Source organism: Arthrobacter sp. E70 (assembly GCF_058266945.1).
Genome location: NZ_JBYQFR010000006.1, coordinates 38,170 through 56,568, shown reverse-complemented (window position 1 = coordinate 56,568; position 18,399 = coordinate 38,170). Strand labels below are relative to the sequence as shown.

Below are 18,399 nucleotides of genomic sequence, written 5' to 3'. Positions count from 1 at the left end.
CGGCACCCTTCCGCCTGGAAAGTAGTGCAATATGACCCAAACTGCCCTCACCGGCCTTGTCACCCCTCCACGCCTGCCGCAGGGCACGCTTCGGATCGTCCCGCTCGGCGGGCTGGGGGAGATCGGCCGGAACATGGCCGTGTTCGAAATCGACGGCAAACTGCTGATCGTGGACTGCGGCGTCCTCTTTCCCGAGGAAACCCAGCCCGGCGTTGACCTGATACTTCCGGACTTCTCCTACATCGAGGACCGGCTGGACGACGTCGTGGCAGTGATCCTCACCCACGGGCACGAGGACCACATCGGCGCCGTACCGTACCTGCTGAAGCTGCGCAACGACATCCCGCTGGTGGGATCGCAGCTGACCCTTGCCCTGATCGAGGCGAAGCTGCAGGAGCACCGCATCCGGCCCTACACCCTGACCGTGGAAGAGGGCCAGGTGGAGAAGTTCGGCCCCTTCGAATGCGAGTTCGTAGCTGTCAACCACTCCATCCCCGATGCCTTGGCCGTGTTCATCCGCACCGCAGGCGGCACCGTCCTGCACACAGGCGACTTCAAGATGGACCAGCTCCCGCTGGATGGCCGGATCACCGACCTGCGGCACTTCGCCAAGCTGGGGGAAGAGGGCGTTGACCTGTTCATGTCCGACTCCACCAACGCGGACGTTCCCGGCTTCACCACGGCGGAGAAGGAAATCGGCCCCACCCTCGAGCGGCTCTTCGGGCAGGCCACCAAGCGCATCATTGTCGCGTCCTTCTCCTCGCACGTGCACCGCGTCCAGCAGGTCCTGGATGCCGCCGCCAAGCACAACCGCAAGGTGGCCTTCGTGGGCCGGTCCATGGTCCGCAACATGGCCATCGCGGAAAAACTCGGTTACCTTGACGTCCCGGCCGGACTCATCGTGGACATCAAGAACATCGACAACCTCCCGGATAACCGCGTGGTACTCATGTCCACCGGCTCCCAGGGCGAGCCCATGGCGGCCCTGTCCCGGATGGCGAACGGTGATCACCGGGTGGTGGTGGGCGACGGAGACACTGTCATCCTGGCCTCCAGCCTCATCCCGGGCAATGAGAATGCGGTGTTCCGGATCATCAACGGCCTCCTCAAGCTCGGGGCCGACGTGATCCACAAGGGCAACGCCAAGGTCCACGTCTCCGGCCACGCTGCAGCCGGCGAATTGCTGTACTGCTACAACATCCTTGAGCCCCTGAACGCCATGCCCGTGCACGGTGAGACCCGGCACCTGATCGCCAACGGCAAGATCGCCATCGAGTCCGGCGTGCCGGAGGCCAGTGTCATCCTCGCCGACAACGGCACCGTCATCGACCTCCGCGACCACCAGGCAGACATCGTGGGCCAGGTGGAGGTGGGCTTCGTCTACGTGGACGGCTCAAGCGTGGGCGAGATCACGGATGCCGACCTCAAGGACCGCCGCATCCTGGGCGACGAAGGCTTCATCTCCATCATCACGGTCATTCACCGCGCCACCGGCAAGGTGGTGTCCGGTCCGGAGATTCACGCCCGTGGTGTCGCCGAGGACGACTCGGTCTTCGACGACATCATCCCGAAGATCAACGCGGCCCTGGAGGAAGCAGTCCAGAACCACGCCGACCACACCAGCCACCAGCTCCAGCAGGTGGTCCGCCGGGTCGTGGGCACCTGGGTCAACCGGAAGCTCCGCCGCAAGCCCATGATTATCCCGGTGGTCCTCGAAGCCTGACGGGCATTCCCGCCACCGTTGGCACGCTGTCCTTCGAAGGGCCCGGTTCCCAGGAACCGGGCCCTTCGCGCATCCCCGCAGGCTGGCCGGGGAACTCCGATATCCCGGGAATGGGAGCCTTGTTCCGGTAGCGTGGAACCATGGCCACACGCACTACTTCCGCGCCCAAAGGTACCGGCAGGGGCGGTTCGGGCAGCAAGTCCGGCAGCTCCACAGCCCGCGGAACCGGCTCCACCTCCGGCAGGTCCGGACGCGGCAGCGGCTCGTCCAGCACCGCGCGCACCCGCCAGCTTCCCGCCGTCGAACACCACCAGCCCTGGCTGCTCCGGGTGGTCGGCGGAGCGTGGCTGGGACTGGGACACCTGGTGGGCGGGGGAGTGCGCCGCATCGGCCATGACGTCAGCGACCTGCCCCCGGAAGAGCGCCGCGACGGTGCAGCCCTGTTCAACCTGGCGCTGGGGACCTTCATTGCCACGTTCGCCTGGTGGGGCCTGACCGGATGGTTCCCGGACGCCGTGTACGCGGTGGTCAACGGCACCTTCGGCTGGATCTCCCTCCTGCTTCCGCTCATGCTCTTCGTCTGCGCCTTCCGGCTCTTCCGCCGGCCCGAGGATGGCAGGGGCAACAACAGGGTGGGCATTGGCTTCCTGATCATGACCTTCGCCGGCTGCGGCCTGGCCCATGTCCTCGGCGGGCAGCCGACTGTCGCCCAGGGCTTCGACGGGCTCCGGCAGGCCGGCGGCATGCTCGGCTTCCTGGCCGCCACGCCCCTGGCCGCCATCCACCCGGCCGTGCCGGTGGTGCTCTACGCGCTGCTCACCTTCGTGTCGCTGCTCATCATCACGGCAACCCCGTTCACCGCCATCCCGCGCCGACTTCGCGGTGCATACGAACACCTCATGGGCATCGACCTGATGGAGCAGGACCAGCCCGGTGATGTCCATGACCGCAGCTACCTGGAAAGGACCCAGCCGGCCGCGCCCAAGAAGAAGAAGCGCAAGCTCTTCGGTAAGGACGAGGAGGCCGACGCCGGCCTGGACGGCTACGTGGGCGATGAAGCCTTTGAGCACGCCGTCATCGACGACGACGAGCCCGGGCCTGCGCGGCCGGCTCCCGGCGTACGGCGCCCCACCCAGGCGGAGATCGCCGTCGAAAAGATCAAGGCGGCCCAGGGGCTGGGCAAGGGGGAGTCTGCTCCCGCCCCGGAGAACGCCACCGAGGCCATCCCGCTGGTCATTCCCGGCGCTGCAGCTCCTGCCCGCCCCGCTCCCACCGTCCCTTCAAACCCTGTGGCACCCGCCCCGCCGCCCGTCCCCATCCCGCAGCGCACGGAGCAGCTGTCACTCGCCGGTGACGTCACCTACACGCTCCCTGCCTCGGACTTCCTTACCCCGGGCTCCATCCCGAAGGAGCGCACCGAAGCCAACGACGCCGTCGTCGCAGCCCTGACCGACACGCTCCAGCAGTTCAACGTCGACGCCACTGTCACCGGCTTCAGCAGGGGTCCCACGGTAACCCGGTACGAGATCGAGCTCTCGCCCGGCACCAAGGTGGAGCGGGTGACGGCCCTGTCCAAGAACATCTCCTACGCCGTGGCTTCCAGTGACGTCCGGATCCTCAGCCCCATCCCCGGCAAGTCGGCCATCGGCATCGAGATCCCCAACACGGACCGCGAGACCGTGTCACTGGGCGATGTGCTCCGCAGCCAGAACGCGCGCCGCACCGACCACCCGATGGTGATGGGCGTGGGCAAGGATGTGGAGGGTGGCTACGTGGTAGCCAACCTTGCCAAGATGCCCCACCTCCTGGTGGCCGGTGCCACCGGTGCCGGTAAGTCGTCCTTCGTCAACTCGATGATTACGTCCATCCTCATGCGCGCCACCCCGGACGAGGTGCGCATGGTCATGGTGGACCCCAAGCGCGTGGAGCTGACCGCCTATGAAGGCGTCCCGCACCTGATCACGCCCATCATCACCAACCCCAAGAAGGCCGCCGAGGCGCTGCAGTGGGTGGTCCGCGAAATGGACGCACGCTATGACGACCTCGCCAACTACGGCTTCAAGCACATCGACGACTTCAACAAGGCAGTCCGGGCGGGCAAGGTCCAGCCGCCGCCGGACTCCAAGCGGGTCATCCGCCCCTACCCCTACCTGCTGGTGATCGTCGACGAACTCGCGGACCTCATGATGGTGGCCCCGCGCGACGTCGAAGATTCCATCGTCCGCATCACCCAGCTTGCCCGTGCCGCAGGCATCCACCTGGTGCTGGCCACCCAGCGGCCCTCCGTGGACGTGGTCACCGGCCTGATCAAGGCCAACGTGCCGTCCCGCATGGCGTTCGCCACGTCCTCCGTCACTGACTCCCGCGTGGTCCTGGACCAGCCCGGCGCCGAGAAACTCATCGGCCAGGGTGACGCTCTCTTCCTGCCGATGGGCGCCTCCAAGGCGATGCGCGTCCAGGGTGCCTGGGTCTCGGAGTCCGAGATCCACAAGGTGGTGGAGCACGTCAAGGGGCAGCTGCAGGCGGTCTACCGCGACGACGTCGCTCCCGAGGCGGAAAAGAAGCAGATCGACGATGACATCGGTGACGACCTGGAGGTGCTGCTGCAGGCCACGGAGCTTGTGGTGACCACCCAGTTCGGTTCTACCTCGATGCTGCAGCGCAAGCTCCGCGTCGGGTTCGCGAAGGCCGGCCGGCTCATGGACCTGCTCGAGTCCCGCGGGGTGGTGGGCCCCTCCGAAGGCTCCAAGGCCCGGGACGTGCTGGTCAAACCGGACGACCTCGCCGCCGTCCTGGCCGCCATGAAGGGGCAGGAGGCCCCCGCGGCACCGGATTCCCAGACAGCGGCTCTGAGCGACAACGCCAACGCGAACATCGCCCAGGGCGGCTACGCCGAGGACCTCGTGGCTGCAGACCTCGACAAGCGGAAGCAGAACGTCGAATATTACGACGGCTCTGACTCCGCTCCGGGCGGCTACGGCGATGACGACGACGGTTCCGAGGACGCCTGGTCCCTCACGGGGCGCTAGGCCGGTAGCCTAGAAACGTGACTAGCACTGATGCAACCGCCGCCGGCCATGGCCGTGCCGGGGTCTGGAACCTTCCCAATGTCCTGACCATGATCCGCATCGCGCTGGTTCCGTTCTTCGTGTGGTTCCTTGTGGCCGATGCGCCCGGACTGCACAGCGTCTCGGGCCCGTGGCGCTGGGCCGCGGTGGCGGCGTTCGCCGTCGCCATCTACACGGACAAGCTCGACGGCGACATCGCCAGGAGCCGCAACCTCGTCACCGACTTCGGCAAGATCGCCGACCCCATCGCCGACAAGCTGCTCACCGGTTCCGCCTTGGTGATGCTGTCCCTGCTGGGTGAGCTGCCGTGGTGGGCCACCCTGGTGATCCTGGTCCGCGAGTGGGGCATCACAGCCTTGCGGTTCTTCGTGATCCGCTACGGCGTCATCCCGGCGTCCCGGGGCGGCAAGCTCAAAACCGTCGTACAGACCGCCGCGATCTTCCTGTACCTGATGCCGTTCGGGGCATTCGCGCCGTGGATGGCCTGGATCGCGTTCGCCGTGATGATGGCGGCGGTGGCAATTACGTTGTGGACCGGCGTCGAATACGTCATCGAAGCGCTGCGGCTGCGCGCCAAGGGCAAACGGCAGGCTGGGCCTGTTGGTCCGGCGACGGGACGATCGGAGAAGGGACAGGAGCAGGCATGAGCAATCTCCACCACCTCGCAGCACAGGCTGTCCGGCAGGCCCTGGAGTCGCGGCTGACGGTCGCGACCGCGGAATCTCTGACCGCAGGAATGGTCTCGGCCGTGCTCGCCGACACTCCCGGCGCATCCGGCATGCTGCAGGGCGGGGTAGTGGCCTACCAGAACTCCGTGAAGGAAAACGTCCTGCACGTCCCGGCCGAACTGCTGGCACGCGCAGGGTCGGTCGACCCGGACGTGGCCAGCGCCATGGCCACAGGCGCGCGGACCGCCCTCGATGCCGACGTCGGGGTGGCCACCACCGGGGTGGCCGGACCAGACGCGCATGACGGAAAGCCCGTGGGCCGGGTGTACATTGGCATCGCAACGGCCGCAGGGGCCACAGGATTCGAGTATTCCTTCACCGGCAGCCGGCCGGACATTCGCGCCGGCGCCTGCGCGGCAGCCCTGGAAAGGCTCCTCGAAGCCTTGTCCTCCTGAGGTTTCTGCCGGCAAGTTACCGCGCGTAAAGTTGGCGGGAACAAAAGCCGGTACCGATTAGTTATTACATTGTGTCGCTTCCGGATAGCGGAGGCGCCTAGGATGAAATGACCATGATGGTCCGCTTCACGGCGGACCTGACCAATGAGGGAGCAAGGCGATACAGATGGTAAAGCAGCCCGTATCCGTAAACGGCGTTGTCCGCTGGAAGGATGTGGGCCTCGCCGAACAGGCTAAGAGCGAACAGAAGGAGCGCAAGATGGTAGTACTTCGTCACGAAATCGGTGATGTCCTGCGCGATGTCCGCCAGCGTCAGGGGCGTACGCTCCGTGAAGTTTCGCACAGCGCCCGCGTCTCCCTGGGATACCTCAGCGAAGTGGAGCGCGGCCAGAAGGAAGCATCGTCAGAGCTCCTGTCCTCGATCTGCTCGGCACTGGATGTCCCGCTGTCAAGCATGCTCCGCGAGGTCAGCGACCGCGTCGCTGTGGCCGAAGGCGTCGCAGTCCCGGACACCGTCCCGCAGGAATTCTCGCAGCGTTATGGCCGCGACCTTGAGCGCGACCTCAACACTGAACTGAACGACGAACTTTCCACGGGCCTTCTCTCCGGCGCCCGCTAAGGGCAGTCCGGGCCAGGCCCTCAAGGTACGGCCCTAGACACAAGGAAGCCTCCGGCAACGCCGGAGGCTTCCTTTTTTGTCCTGCAATTCCTGTCCTGTGACTCCTGTTCTGCAGCTCCTGTTCAGTCCTCCTGCGCCGGGGGCGCGGCGGGGGTATCCCCGTCCTGGGGCTCCCTGGGAAATCCGTCCCGCTCATAGGTGGAGTTGAGCTTGGCCATGTAGCGGGCCAACTCCTGCAGGTCCGCCACAGGCCATTCACGCAGCCGCTCCTGGAAGACCTGGCGCCGCGCGTCCTGTACCTGGTGCATCTTCTCCTCACCCTTGGGGGTGAGCCGGATGGACTGTGCCCGCCGGTCCAGCGGGTCAGCCTCCTTCGACACCAGCCCCAGGCTTTCCAGGAATGCGATCTGGCGGCTGACAGACGGCTTGCCCACCCCGATGTTCATGGCGAGCTCGGTAAGCCGGATGGGTCCCTCGCGGCGGATGACGGTCAGCAGCCCGTAGGCCGCCGGTTCCATGTCGGGGTGCACTTCCCGTGAGAGCTGGTTGGAGATAGCCCGGGCCCGCCGCCAAAAAAGACTGATCTGGTGTTCGACGTTTTGCAGGGCCTCATCGGCGGCAGCTTCGCCCGCGCCGGACTCGGACGGGGCATCGGGGGAGTTGCTCATGGCAACAATTCTAGGGTCCATACTCATGAGAGGATTTACCGATGCGAATCAGCGAGTACTGGCGGCTCATGGACGATGAGTTCGGCGCGGGATACTCCCGTGTCCTGAGCAGCACCCTGGTCCTTTCCGGCGTGGGTGGCCGCACCGCGGACCAGGCCCTCGCGGCCGGGGTTGAGCCGCGCAGGGTGTGGCTGGCAGTCTGCGACGTCCAGGACGTACCGGCCGAACGGCGGCTGGGGCGGGACATCCCCCCGCGCAGGGACTGACCTGGTGGCCGTGACCTGGTGTCCCGGTGCCCAGGACCAGCGGGGCGCTGGATTGCCGGTCGCCAACTACTGCTGACACGCCGCACGGGGCCGGCTCTTCGAATACCTGTTCGGATAAAGCTATGCTTTTGCTATCGGGTTTATCCACATAGCCGTTGTCCTCAGGCCGGAATGTCAGTGGGTCCCCTTAGCGTCAGAGATGACCAAGAAAACGGCCGCGAAGGCCACCATCGAGAAAGCATTAGAGGTGTCAACCATGGCGGCAGCCCCGGATCGTGCCAAGGCGCTGGAAGCAGCGCTGGCCCAGATTGACAAGCAGTTCGGCAAGGGCTCGGTGATGCGCCTGGGCGACGAAGTCCGCGCCCCCATCGAGGTCATTCCTACCGGCTCCATTGCGCTGGACGTGGCCCTCGGCATCGGCGGCCTTCCCCGCGGGCGCGTCATCGAAATCTACGGCCCGGAATCCTCGGGTAAGACCACCGTGGCACTGCACGCCGTGGCGAATGCACAGCGCGCGGGCGGCATCGCAGCCTTCATCGACGCCGAACACGCCCTGGACCCGGACTACGCCGCAAAGCTGGGCGTCGACACGGACGCGCTCCTGGTGTCCCAGCCGGACACCGGTGAGCAGGCCCTGGAGATTATGGACATGCTGGTGGGCTCCGGTTCGCTGGACATCATCGTTATCGACTCCGTTGCCGCCTTGGTGCCCCGCGCTGAAATCGAAGGCGACATGGGTGACAGCCACGTGGGCCTGCAGGCCCGGCTCATGAGCCAGGCCCTGCGTAAGATCACCGGCCGCCTGAGCCAGACCAAGACCACGGCAATTTTCATCAACCAGCTGCGTGAAAAGATTGGCGTGTTCTTCGGTTCCCCCGAAACCACCACCGGTGGTAAGGCCCTGAAGTTCTACGCGTCGGTCCGCATCGATGTCCGCCGCATCCAGACCCTGAAGGAAGGCGCCGATTCTGTCGGCAACCGCACCAAGGCCAAGATCGTCAAGAACAAGATGGCCCCGCCCTTCAAGGTCGCCGAGTTCGACATCATCTACGGCCAGGGCATCTCCCGCGAGGGCGGCATCATCGACATGGGCGTGGAGCACGGCATCATCAAGAAGTCAGGCTCATGGTTTACCTATGACGGAGACCAGCTGGGCCAGGGTATGGAGAACTCCCGCCGCTTCCTGCGCGACAACCCTGAGCTCGCCGCCGAACTGGAGCGCCTGATCAAGGAGAAGCTCGGTGTCGGGGTAAAAGCGGCCGAAGAGGACTCCAAGGATTCGCCGAAGCTGAAAGCCGTCGACGGGTTCTAGCCGTTGACGTGGTCTTCTGAGACGCAGGATCCTGGCGCGCCCGCTCAGGGAACGGGCGCAACGGAAAGACGGTCCCCGAAGGGGCGGTCACGGCGGAACCGTTCCGGAAGCCCTTCTGCAGGGCGCCCGGGCGGCTTCGCCGCTCCGGAGGATCCCCAGGCCATGGATGCTGAGCCGGATCCGGTTTCCGTCGCCCAGGCCATCGTGTACCGGCAGCTGACGGCGTCAGCCAAGAGCAGGCTGCAGCTGGCGCGGAAGCTCGCCGAACGGAACATCCCGGAGGACGTTGCGGAAGCGGTCCTGGACAGGTTCGAGGAAGCGCGGCTGATCAACGACGCCGACTTCGCGGACATGTGGGTCAGGAGCCGTGCACAGTCGCGCAAGCTCGCCAAGGGGGCACTCCGGCGTGAGCTGGCCGAAAAGGGCATCGACCAGGACACGGCCAGCGCAGCCCTGGAGCAGCTGACGGACGCGGATGAAGAAGCCGCGGCGAGAATCCTCGTGCAGCGCAAGCTGCGTCCCGGAACTGACCTCTCCGGCCAAGCGGAGCGGGAGAAAACTGTCCGGCGGCTGGCGTCGATGCTGGCGCGCAAGGGCTATCAGCCGTCGCAGGCGTTCCGGATCGTCAACGAGGTCCTCGATTCCCAGGATCCCGACAGCGATCCGCTGGGGAACCGGTACCCTTAACGGGTGAGTTTGACCATCCCTTCCTCCCATTCCAGCGCCTCCACCCCTGCGGCAGAAGCCGCCCCGCAGGATGCCGGCAGCCGCCCGCGCACCTATCAGGTGCGAACGTTCGGGTGCCAGATGAACGTTCACGACTCGGAGCGGATGGCGGGAATGCTTGAAGACGCCGGCTATGTGCCGGCGAAGGGCGAACAGGCCGACGTGGTGGTGTTCAACACCTGCGCGGTCCGTGAAAACGCCGACAACAAGCTCTACGGCAACCTTGGCATCCTGGCCCCGGTCAAAGCAGCCAACCCCGGAATGCAGATCGCCGTCGGCGGCTGCCTGGCGCAGAAGGACCGGGAAACCATCCTGAAGAAGGCGCCGTGGGTTGATGCGGTCTTCGGAACCCATAACGTGGGGGCGCTGCCCGCCCTCTTGGACCGGGCCCGGCACAACAACGAAGCACAGCTGGAGATCCTGGAATCCCTGGATGTCTTCCCGTCCACCCTTCCCACCAAGCGGGACTCCGTGTACTCCGGCTGGGTGTCCATCTCCGTCGGCTGCAACAACACCTGCACGTTCTGCATCGTCCCCGCCCTCCGCGGGAAGGAAAAGGACCGCCGGCCGGGGGAGATCCTCGCCGAGATCCAGGCGCTTGTCGACGACGGCGCGATCGAGGTCACGCTGCTCGGCCAGAACGTGAACTCCTATGGCGTCGAATTCGGCGACCGCCAGGCCTTCTCGAAGCTGCTGCGGGCCTGCGGCGAAATCGAGGGCCTGGAACGGGTTCGCTTCACGAGCCCCCACCCTGCCGCCTTCACCGATGACGTCATTGACGCCATGGCCGAAACGCCCAATGTCATGCCGCAGCTGCACATGCCACTGCAGTCCGGCTCCGACAGCATCCTCCGGGCCATGAAGCGTTCGTACCGCTCCACGAAGTTCCTGGGCATCCTGGAAAAGGTCCGGGAGAAGATCCCGCAAGCGGCGATCTCCACCGACATCATCGTCGGCTTCCCCGGTGAAACCGAGGAAGACTTCCAGGCCACGCTGGACGTGGTCGAACAGTCGCGCTTCGCTACCGCATTCACCTTCCAGTACTCCAAGCGCCCCGGCACTCCCGCTGCCGACCTGCCGGACCAGCTGCCCAAGGCAGTGGTCCAGGAGCGCTTCGAGCGGCTGACCGCCCTGCAGGACCGGATCGCCGCCGAAGAGAACCGCAAGCAGCTCGGCCGCCGGGTGGAAGTCATGGTCACCGCCCAGTCCGGCCGGAAGGCCGAAGAGACCCACCGCCTCTCCGGACGTTCGCAGGACCAGCGGCTTGTCCACTTCTCTGTGCCGGACGGTGCACCCGCGCCCAGGCCGGGCGACCTGGTGACGGTAACCATCACCGAGGCCGCCGCGTTCCACCTCATCGCCGATCCCACGCTCGAGGACTACCACCTGCGACGGTCACGGGCGGGCGACGCCTGGGACAGGTCCCAGGCAGACTCCTGCGGGGCTCCGGCCCCCGGTGCCGGGACGGGCCAGAAGGGCGTCTCCCTCGGCATGCCCTCGCTGCCGCTGCGCACCCGCTGACAGGTGGACGCTCCGTCCGTCATCGCCGTCGTTGGCCCTACCGGCTCCGGTAAATCCGACCTCGCCGTCAACCTTGCCCTCGAACTTGACGGCGAGATCATCAACGCCGACGCCATGCAGTTCTACCGCGGCATGGATATCGGCACTGCGAAGATGACCGTGGCCGAACGCAGGGGAGTGCCGCACCACCTCCTGGACATCCTCGACGTAACGCAGGAAGCGAGCGTCTCCGACTTCCAGCAGCAGGCCCGCGATGCCATTGAAGACATCCACGGGCGCGGTAAACGCGCCATCCTGGCCGGGGGCTCCGGGCTTTACGTCCGCGCTGCCCTGGACGTGCTGGAGTTTCCCGGGACGGACCCGCAGCTGCGGAAACGGCTCGAGGCGGAACTTGCGGACCAGGGGACGGCCGCAATGCTGGCCAGGCTCCGTGCCGTTGACCCGGCCTCGGCGGAGCGGCTGTCCGATGACCGGAGGATCATCCGCGCGCTGGAAGTCCATGAGCTCACCGGCCGGCCCTTCAGCTCCTTCATGCCGCGCCGCGAGTACTACCAGCCAGCCATCCAGATAGGGCTCAGTGTGGACCGCGAGGTCCTGCGGGAGCGCCTGGCGGCCAGGGTGCACCGAATGGTGGATGCCGGGCTGCTGGCCGAGGTCCAGCGCCTCGATGCCCAAGGCCTGCGCAGCGGCAAAACATCCTCCCGCGCCCTCGGGTATTCGCAGTTCCTCCGGGTTGTCGACGGTCTTTCCACTGTCAGCGAGGCAGCGGAGGAAACCATTGTGGCCACCCGGCAGTTCGCCCGGCGGCAGCTGACCTGGTTCCGCGCCGACCCCCGCATCAGCTGGCTGGACTGGCAGGATCCCGACCTCAACAGCAAGGCCGCAGAGCTGTGCAGGTAGCTGCGTTTCAGCACCGGCAGCATCCGCCGCTACGCTTGACACCATGAATGCCACCCCCACAGAAACTTCCGGGTCCGCCTTCCGTACCCTGGCCGGGCTCCGCTTTTCCAAGGGGCACGGGACCGGCAACGACTTCGTCCTGACAGCCGACCCTGACGGGACCCAGGCCATCGACGCCGGCCAGGCCGCGGCACTCTGTGACCGGCACCGCGGCATCGGCGCCGACGGGCTGATCAGGGCCGTGCCGTCACGTTTCCTTCCCGAAGGCCGCGAGCTGCTCGCAGAAAATCCGGACGCGGAATGGTTCATGGACTACCGCAACGCCGACGGCTCACTGTCCGAAATGTGCGGCAACGGAGTGAGGGTCTTCGTCCACTTCCTCCGCACCGAGGGTCTGGTCACTTTGCCTGACGGCGGATCGCTCGCCATCGGCACCCGGGGAGGGGTCAAGACCGTGGTCCGCACCGGGGACGGCTATGCGGTGGACATGGGACCCTGGGAGTTCATTTTCCCCGGGGAAGCCAGCGCCAAGGCCATGGATTCCCTGGTCACCGCCGACGGGCTGGAAGTTGCCAGGCCGGCGCTCTCGGTGAGCATGGGCAACCCTCACACCGTGGTGGCCCTTGCCGAACTGTCCGAGCTGGCCGGCACCCGGCTCTTCACCGCGCCGAAGGTGGATCCGGTTCCCCCCAACGGGACCAACGTCGAGTTTGTGGTGCCTGCAGAACCGCTGGTGCACGATGGCGTCGGCTCCGTCACGATGCGCGTGCACGAACGCGGCGTGGGGGAGACCCAGTCCTGTGGCACCGGCGCGTGTGCGGCAGCCGTCGCCATCCGGCACTGGGCCGGCGCCGAGGCGCCTGACACCTGGCGTGTCCACGTTCCGGGAGGCGTGGTGGGCGTGAAGTTCTTTGCCGGCCCTGGCGGCCACGAGCACGTTGAGCTCAGCGGCCCGGCCGTCATTGTGGCGAGCGGGACTCTTTCCTGACCGTGAGGATGCGGAAGGACTTGGACGTCGATGCGCGCGACACCGTGAAGGATTCGTCCAGTTCCGCTGCCAGCCAACGCTGCAGCGAGTCCGAGCCCAGGTTCTTCTGCACCACCAGCCACGCCGTGCCGCCGTCGGCCAGCCGCGGAAGCCACAGCTTGAGCAGCGCATGCAGCTGATCCTTGCCGATCCGGATGGGCGGATTCGACCAGATCGTGTCGAAGCGCAGTTCGGAGTCCACAGACTCAGGCGTTCCCGCGACGACATTGGACAGGCCCAGTGATGCTGCGTTCTCATTGGTCAACGCGATGCAGCGTTCGTTGACGTCCACGGCGTAGACCCTGGACTCCGGGGCGAGCAAAGCCATGGTGAGGGCGACCGGGCCCCAGCCGCACCCAATGTCCAGCAGGTTCCCGGTTGGACTGGGCGGCGGGACTTCGGCCAGGAGGACGGCGGTTCCCTTGTCGATTCCGTCCGGACTGAAGATGCCCGTGGACGTCTGCAGCTTCCGCGTCTGGCCTGCCAGTTCAACCGTGAGGGGTTTGCGGGTAAAGGGGCCGGCGGGGGTGGCGCTGAAATAGTGTGCGGACTCCATAACTGGCCAGAGTAGTTCCCCTTGCAGCGTAATGTGAAACCGCGGCCGCAGCCCTCTGCTACGGTTTAACGCATGTTCCTGATCTTCGAGTAGCCGGCCCGGGCTCCGCCCGCTCCGCAGCACCGTCCCACAGCGACGCAGGCGAACAACGCCTTCCGCTTGTGCGCCGGATCAGTCGCCAAGCGCCTGCTCCGGCCGCCGGACAATACTCGAGGTCAGTCTTTCGCGCTGTACTTCCCGCCATTTCTCCGGCCTTTCCTGCCGCCTCTGTGACGCGGCGCCGCCCGCCGCCCGCTAAGACTGCCGGCGGCACCAGCAACCAGGAGAACATGTGACCGCAGGTCGTCAGCCCACCGCGAATTCTTCAGCGCATTCCATCAATCGGCACTATTCTGGAACTGCCGAATCTTCAAAGGAGACCATGACCAGCCACCCCAACACCGGTTCCGATCCAGCTGCCCAGGACATGAGTCCTGAGGAAATCCAGGCTGTCATCGACCGGATCCTCGCCAAGGACGTACCGGCCAAGAACGTCAGCACGCCCGCCGGTGAAGGCAGCGGCACTGGAAAAAAGGTCCTCGGCACGGCGCAGGCCATTTCCCGCCTTGACGAGGAACACAGCGCGTTCGACGGCGACCAGCAGGACCTCGAGGAACGCCGGGCCCTGCGCCGCACGGCAGGCCTGTCCACCGAACTCGAGGACGTCACCGAGGTTGAATACCGCCAGCTCCGCCTTGAGCGGGTGGTCCTGGCCGGGCTCTGGTCCGAGGGAACCCTCGCCGACGCCGAAAACTCGCTGCGCGAGTTGGCCGCCCTCGCCGAGACGGCCGGTTCCGAGGTTCTCGATGGCCTCGTGCAGCGCAGGGACAAGCCGGATCCCGGTACCTTCCTGGGGTCGGGTAAAGCCCAGGAGCTCAAGGACATCGTCATGGCCACCGGCGCGGACACCGTGGTGGTCGACGCCGAACTCGCACCATCCCAACGGCGTGGCCTTGAGGACATCGTCAAGGTCAAGGTCATCGACCGTACGGCCCTGATCCTGGACATCTTCGCCCAGCATGCCAAGAGCCGCGAGGGCAAGGCCCAGGTTGAACTGGCCCAGCTCGAATACCTGCTTCCGCGGCTCCGCGGCTGGGGTGAATCGATGTCCCGCCAGGCCGGTGGCCAGGTGGGCGGCGCGGCTGCCGGCATGGGCTCCCGTGGCCCCGGTGAGACCAAGATTGAACTGGACCGCCGGCGGATCCGTACGCGCATGGCCAAACTGCGGCGGGAAATCGCCGCGATGAAGCCTGCCCGCGAGACCAAGCGCGCCAACCGCCGTCGTAATGAAGTCCCCTCCGTGGCCATCGCCGGGTACACCAACGCCGGCAAGTCCTCACTGCTCAACCGCCTCACGGACGCCGGCGTCCTCGTGGAGAACGCCCTGTTCGCCACGCTGGATCCCACCGTCCGCAAAGCTGAGACGGCTGACGGCCTCGGGTACACGCTGGCCGATACCGTCGGGTTCGTCCGTTCCCTGCCCACCCAGCTCGTGGAGGCATTCCGCTCCACCCTTGAAGAAGTGGCGGACGCGGACCTGATCCTGCACGTGGTCGATGTCTCGCACCCGGACCCCGAAGGGCAGATCGCAGCCGTCCGCAAGGTCTTCAGCGAAGTCGACGCACGCAAGGTGCCCGAGATCATCGTGCTGAACAAGGCCGATGCTGCGGATCCTTTCGTGGTGGAGCGGCTCAAGCAGCGCGAGCCGCGGCACGTGGTGGTGTCGGCCCGCACCGGCGAAGGTATCGCGGAGCTGCTGAAGGCCATCAGTGACTCCATTCCACGGCCCAGCGTCAAGCTCGAACTGCTCATCCCGTATGACCGCGGGGACCTGGTCAGCAAGCTCCACGAGTCGGACGCGGAAATCATCAGCCTGGACCACGGGGAGACGGGCACCAAGGCCGTCGTGATGGTCCGGGAAGGCCTCGCGTCCGAACTGGAACCATTCGCCAGCAATGACTGACCCCGCGGCCGGCACAGCCACGGAGACGGCCGGCGGGCAGTTCGTCCTCGAACTGCTCGACCGGGCCGTTGCCGGCATGGGCGGGCAAAGCCGCACAGGCCAGCACGAAATGGCGCGGCAGGTGGCGCAGGCGATCGAAACGGGCAACCACCTGCTGGTCCAGGCAGGCACCGGCACCGGCAAATCGCTGGCCTACCTTGTGCCGCTCATTGCCCATGCGCTCGAAAGCGACAAACCTGCGCTGGTCTCGACCGCCACCTTGGCCTTGCAGACGCAGATTGTGGGCAGGGACCTGCCCAGGCTCCTCAAGAACATCGGCCCGGCGCTGCAGCGCCCCGTCAAGGTGGCGCTGGTCAAGGGCCGGTCCAACTACGTGTGCCGGCACAAGCTCGAAGGCGGCTTCCCGTCGGAAGAGCCCGCCGAGGGCCAGCTTTTTTCCCTCGGCGAGGACACAAGCGTCCCGCACTTCGCAGCGGCTGTGGGGGGCCCGGCCTCCCAGCTCGGCAAGGAAGTGGTGCGCCTGCGCGAGTGGGCGGAGAAGACGGCCACGGGCGACCGGGACGAGTTGCTTCCCGGTGTTACCGACAGGGCCTGGCGGCAGGTCTCCGTGACTTCCATGGAATGCCTCGGGGCACAAAAATGCCCGATGGCCGCCGAATGCTTCAGCGAACTCGCCCGGCAGGATGCTGCCGAGGCCGATGTCGTGGTCACCAACCACGCCATGCTAGCCGTGAGTGCCTTTGAGGGGCTGGCGGTCCTGCCTGAGTACGACGTCGTGGTGGTGGACGAAGCCCACGAACTGCAGGACCGGGTCACCGGGGCCGTCACCGGGCAGCTGTCCGTGGCCATGGTGCATGCTGCCGCCGCAGGTGCACGGAAACACACCGCCATCACCGTTGACGCGCTCAATGCCGCTGCTGCCAACCTGGAGCTTGCCCTGGCAGGTGCTCCGGCCGGACTGCTCCCCAACGGCCTGAACGACGAACAACTGGACTGCGTGGACCAGCTGCGGGAAGCCTGCCGTGCTGCGCTCTCCGACTCGAAGGGGGACAGCAACACCACGGCCGACGGCGGCAGGCAGCTCGCCAGGTCACGGCTCATGCTCATCCTGGAACTCTGCGAGCGGCTGATCGCCGCCCGCGAGAACCGCGAGGTGGTCTGGTTCTCCCGCGCCAGCACGTTCGATCCCGGCCAGGGGTATTCCCAGCCGGACGAAAATGCTCCGGTGCTGATCAATATCGCCCCGCTGTCCGTCGCCGGAAGGCTGCGCGAAGGGCTCTTCGCCGGGCATACGGTCGTGCTGACGTCCGCCACGTTGGCCATCGGTTCCGCGTTTGAACCGGCCGCCGGCGGCCTCGGCCTGATTGGCGAGGGCGCCCCCAGCTGGACCGGGGTGGATGTTGGCTCCCCGTTCGACTACCCCCGGCAGGGCATCCTCTATGTGGCCGGGCACCTGCCCAAACCCGGGCGCGGCGTGTCCCCCGAAGCGCTGGCCGAACTGGAAGCACTCATCAAGGCCTCCGGCGGGGGAGCGCTGTGCCTGTTTTCGTCACGCCGCGCAGCGGAGGAGGCTGCCGATGCCCTCCGCGCCAAGGTCGGCGTAACGATCCTCTGCCAGGGTGAGTCCACCATGACTGCGCTGGTCAAGCAGTTCGCGGACGAACCTGACACCTGCCTGTTCGGCACCATGTCCCTGTGGCAGGGGGTGGACGTTCCCGGCGGGTCGTGCCGGCTGGTGGTGATCGACCGCATTCCGTTCCCGCGCCCGGACGACCCACTGATGACGGCGCGTTCGCGGGCGGTGGCACAGGCCGGCGGCAACGGCTTCATGTCAGTTTCTGCAACCCACGCCGCAATCCGCCTCGCCCAGGGGGCCGGCCGCCTGATCAGGTCAACGGGGGACAAGGGTGTAGTGGCTGTCCTGGACTCCCGCCTGGCCACCGAGCGCTATGCCGGATTCCTGCGGGCCGCCCTGCCGCCGTTCTGGTCCACCACGGACCGCAGCAAAGCGTTGGCTGCCCTGAGCCGGCTGGGGGCCGAAGCCTCCGCCTAGGACGCATCCGGGTACGACGGGCCGAAGCGGGTATGAGGGATCAGCGGGTACGACGGGCGGCGGGTGCGTCAGATCAGCGGGTACGTCGGATCAAAGTGAGCGCAGGACGGAAACCACTTTGCCCATGATGGTGGCGTGGTCGCCCAGGATGGGCTCGTACTGCGTGTTCTGCGGGAGCAACCAGGTGTGGCCATCGCGCTGCCGGAACGTCTTAACCGTGGCTTCGTCGTCCAGCAGGGCAGCGACGATGTCGCCGTTGGCGGCGTCAGCCTGGCGCCGCACCACCACCCAGTCACCATCACAAATGGCCGCGTCCACCATCGAATCACCGGCCACCCTGAGCATGAAGAGCTCACCCTGGCCGACGAGCTGGCGGGGGAGCGGCATGACATCTTCAACCACCTGGTCCGCCAGGATGGGACCGCCGGCCGCAATGCGCCCCACCAGAGGAACCATGGCGGTATCCAGGGCTGTGGGCAGCTCCGTGACGGTGGCTCCTGCCCCGGGTGCGTGCGGCGACGGCGTGCCCTCCGCCTTGGCTGCGCCGCGGTCCAGGGTGAGGGGCATCAGCACTTCCATGGCACGGGGCCGTTTCGGGTCCCGGCGGAGGTAGCCGAGCTTTTCCAGCTGTGAAAGCTGGTGGGTCACGCTGGACAGGCTGGCGAGGCCGACCGTATCCCCAATCTCGCGCATGGAGGGCGGATACCCGTTCTCATTGACCGAGCGCTGGATCGTTTCGAGGATCTTCTTCTGCCGGGGTGTCAGGCCCTTGGCGCTCCTCTTGTGCTGCGGGGCCGTCCTGCCTCCGGCGGCTGCTGCTGCCATAAACGCCAAT

At 66.5% G+C, this 18,399-nt stretch carries 16 protein-coding genes; 13 read left to right on the top strand and 3 right to left on the bottom strand.

Translation table 11 applies throughout. The annotated features are described in order from the left end of the window. The first annotated feature begins 31 nt into the window (after nt 1-31). The 5 genes from AC3IMC_RS09120 (at nt 32) to AC3IMC_RS09100 (ending at nt 6,533) form a co-directional block, all read left to right on the top strand. Nucleotides 32-1,723, top strand: coding sequence for a ribonuclease J (locus tag AC3IMC_RS09120; RefSeq protein ID WP_490918183.1), 1,692 nt, complete (start codon nt 32-34; stop codon nt 1,721-1,723). Nucleotides 1,724-1,863: 140 nt separating this feature from the next. Then, nucleotides 1,864-4,752: an FtsK/SpoIIIE family DNA translocase gene (locus AC3IMC_RS09115; protein ID WP_490918181.1), complete on the top strand. Its 2,889-nt coding sequence runs from the start codon at nt 1,864-1,866 to the stop codon at nt 4,750-4,752. Nucleotides 4,753-4,769: 17 nt separating this feature from the next. Further along, entirely contained in the window at nt 4,770-5,438 is a 669-nt protein-coding gene (pgsA, locus tag AC3IMC_RS09110; protein ID WP_490918179.1) for a CDP-diacylglycerol--glycerol-3-phosphate 3-phosphatidyltransferase, read from the top strand. Continuing rightward, the gene (locus AC3IMC_RS09105) at nt 5,435-5,914 is read left to right on the top strand and encodes a CinA family protein (protein WP_490918177.1); all 480 of its coding nucleotides are present in this window, start codon (nt 5,435-5,437) and stop codon (nt 5,912-5,914) included. Before pgsA ends, AC3IMC_RS09105 begins: the two co-directional genes overlap by 4 nt. 166 nt (nt 5,915-6,080) lie before the next feature. Further along, complete coding sequence (locus AC3IMC_RS09100) at nt 6,081-6,533, top strand: helix-turn-helix domain-containing protein (protein WP_018771597.1); 453 nt, start codon at nt 6,081-6,083, stop codon at nt 6,531-6,533. A 122-nt stretch (nt 6,534-6,655) separates the two neighbouring features. On the opposite strand, the gene AC3IMC_RS09095 is transcribed toward AC3IMC_RS09100, so the two are convergent. Next, complete coding sequence (locus tag AC3IMC_RS09095) at nt 6,656-7,201, bottom strand: MarR family winged helix-turn-helix transcriptional regulator (protein WP_490918175.1); 546 nt, start codon at nt 7,199-7,201, stop codon at nt 6,656-6,658. Nucleotides 7,202-7,242: 41 nt separating this feature from the next. On the opposite strand from AC3IMC_RS09095, the gene AC3IMC_RS09090 reads away from it, so the two are divergent. From AC3IMC_RS09090 to dapF, 6 genes are all read left to right on the top strand, one after another. Then, entirely contained in the window at nt 7,243-7,467 is a 225-nt protein-coding gene (locus AC3IMC_RS09090; RefSeq protein WP_490918173.1) for a DUF3046 domain-containing protein, read from the top strand. A 256-nt stretch (nt 7,468-7,723) separates the two neighbouring features. Further along, nucleotides 7,724-8,779 (top strand): recombinase RecA, encoded by a 1,056-nt coding sequence (recA, locus tag AC3IMC_RS09085; protein ID WP_490918397.1) that lies wholly within the window; start codon nt 7,724-7,726, stop codon nt 8,777-8,779. 162 nt (nt 8,780-8,941) lie between these two features. Beyond that, a complete protein-coding gene (locus AC3IMC_RS09080; RefSeq protein ID WP_490918171.1) occupies nt 8,942-9,466 on the top strand; it encodes a regulatory protein RecX in 525 nt (174 codons plus the stop codon). Nucleotides 9,467-9,469: 3 nt separating this feature from the next. After that, complete coding sequence (gene miaB / locus AC3IMC_RS09075; RefSeq protein WP_490918169.1) at nt 9,470-11,026, top strand: tRNA (N6-isopentenyl adenosine(37)-C2)-methylthiotransferase MiaB; 1,557 nt, start codon at nt 9,470-9,472, stop codon at nt 11,024-11,026. 3 nt (nt 11,027-11,029) lie between these two features. After that, nucleotides 11,030-11,926 (top strand): tRNA (adenosine(37)-N6)-dimethylallyltransferase MiaA, encoded by an 897-nt coding sequence (gene miaA / locus AC3IMC_RS09070; protein ID WP_490918167.1) that lies wholly within the window; start codon nt 11,030-11,032, stop codon nt 11,924-11,926. A 43-nt stretch (nt 11,927-11,969) separates the two neighbouring features. Further along, entirely contained in the window at nt 11,970-12,914 is a 945-nt protein-coding gene (gene dapF / locus AC3IMC_RS09065) for a diaminopimelate epimerase (protein ID WP_490918165.1), read from the top strand. On the opposite strand, the gene AC3IMC_RS09060 is transcribed toward dapF, so the two are convergent. Further along, on the bottom strand, nt 12,886-13,509 hold the full coding sequence (locus tag AC3IMC_RS09060) for a class I SAM-dependent methyltransferase (RefSeq protein ID WP_490918163.1): 624 nt from the start codon (nt 13,507-13,509) through the stop codon (nt 12,886-12,888). The two genes, dapF and AC3IMC_RS09060, sit on opposite strands and share 29 nt — an antisense overlap. Nucleotides 13,510-13,930: 421 nt before the next feature. On the opposite strand from AC3IMC_RS09060, the gene hflX reads away from it, so the two are divergent. Together hflX and AC3IMC_RS09050 are read left to right on the top strand one after the other, a co-directional pair. Further along, nucleotides 13,931-15,511 (top strand): GTPase HflX, encoded by a 1,581-nt coding sequence (hflX, locus tag AC3IMC_RS09055; protein WP_490918161.1) that lies wholly within the window; start codon nt 13,931-13,933, stop codon nt 15,509-15,511. Further along, nucleotides 15,504-17,564, top strand: a complete 2,061-nt coding sequence (locus tag AC3IMC_RS09050; RefSeq protein WP_490918159.1) for an ATP-dependent DNA helicase — start codon at nt 15,504-15,506, stop codon at nt 17,562-17,564. Before hflX ends, AC3IMC_RS09050 begins: the two co-directional genes overlap by 8 nt. 90 nt (nt 17,565-17,654) lie before the next feature. Here the strand turns inward: AC3IMC_RS09050 and lexA are convergent, their stop codons facing one another. Further along, entirely contained in the window at nt 17,655-18,389 is a 735-nt protein-coding gene (gene lexA / locus AC3IMC_RS09045) for a transcriptional repressor LexA (protein WP_490918157.1), read from the bottom strand. Nucleotides 18,390-18,399 lie beyond the last annotated feature (10 nt).